The organism is Paludibacterium yongneupense DSM 18731, assembly GCF_000422925.1.
Classification (GTDB): domain Bacteria; phylum Pseudomonadota; class Gammaproteobacteria; order Burkholderiales; family Chromobacteriaceae; genus Paludibacterium; species Paludibacterium yongneupense.
Map to the genome: position 1 here is coordinate 1 of NZ_AUGZ01000059.1, position 1,121 is coordinate 1,121.

The 1,121-nt window shown below is 46.8% G+C and carries 2 protein-coding genes; both read left to right on the forward strand.

The window, feature by feature from the left end; translation table 11 throughout:
- Window positions 1-426, forward strand: a 426-nt coding sequence (locus G520_RS24590) for an endonuclease toxin domain-containing protein (protein WP_487042760.1), incomplete at its 5' end; no start/stop codon positions are given.
- A 56-nt stretch (window positions 427-482) separates the two neighbouring features.
- Window positions 483-1,007: a contact-dependent growth inhibition system immunity protein gene (locus tag G520_RS22940; protein WP_051229422.1), complete on the forward strand. Its 525-nt coding sequence runs from the start codon at window positions 483-485 to the stop codon at window positions 1,005-1,007.
- Window positions 1,008-1,121 lie beyond the last annotated feature (114 nt).

The window sequence follows — 1,121 nt, forward strand, 5'->3', positions numbered from 1 at the left end:
GCCAGGAAAGGGGTGACAACTGGCGCAAATAGTGCAGGGTCGGCAGGTGTCACGGTTGTAGATCAAGCAGCAACAGGTATTCAGTGGGGCAAGGGGATTCAGGGGCAAGGATTACCGTTTGAGACCTATCTTGAAAGTCAATTGCCCGCAGGTTCCAGGCTTCCGCCAAACTTCAAAACGATTGATTTTTTTGACGACTCGACTGGCGTTGCAACAAGTGCAAAAACCATGGACACCATGACTAGCGCGAAGCTAGCTGACCCGTCTCAGGTTTACTCTTCGCTCAAAAGCAATGTTGATACATTGGCAAACTTCAATGGAGCATCTCTGTCAAAGGTGACAGTGAATGCAGCCGACATAACTGCTCGTGATTTGCAAGTTGCTGTTCCTTCTGGCACAACACCTGCGCAATGGACACAAATTTAGAAAGCAATTGATTACGCTCAAAGTCAGGGCGTAAATCTCAAAATTACGGTGACGAAATGACAAATGAAATAACCAGAGGCTACTGGGTTGGTGTGCATTGCAATGGCGACTTTGTTTGTATGGAGACCTACTCAGGATATCGAAGCACTAGATGTGACTCGAAAGGCAAGCAGCATCTACTTACACCCGATGTAAGTGACGAAACCTTGGGTCTTGCCGTGAATGATGCAATGGATCACAGTCGGTTTGTTTTACCTGCTCGTCGTGACGATGTTTGGCAACATCCAGATGCTGAATTTGATTTAAGTTTGTACGACTACAAACAAATCGAAGTCGAATACGTCGCGTGGGTAAAAAGTCTGATGGAGCGCTACAGCTACAAAACCCAAAAATCGCTGTTCAAAGACATGAAGAACGTGTCCATTGAGAAAAAATCGGGACTCATAACTTTTAAACCTACTCATCACGAAAAACTTGAGGATTGGAGTGGAACAGGCGAAGACGTTGTAATCCCAGATACCAGTACAGCGATAGAAGTTGGTGCGGCTTTACGCTTGGCGCTGAGTCGCTGCACCGGATAAATAGCTTCGACGCATTGTTCTTGGCCCGGTCGTGTACCGGGCCCTTTTACGACTACAGCGACTTATCGGTAGACGGTGTTGAAATTGGAAATCGCAAAAAAACGCCAACTCGCG

Coding starts and splice junctions, on each gene's coding strand:
- G520_RS22940 (WP_051229422.1), top strand. CDS start 483: ATGACAAATGAAATAACCAGAGGCTACTGGGTTGGTGTGCATTGCAAT.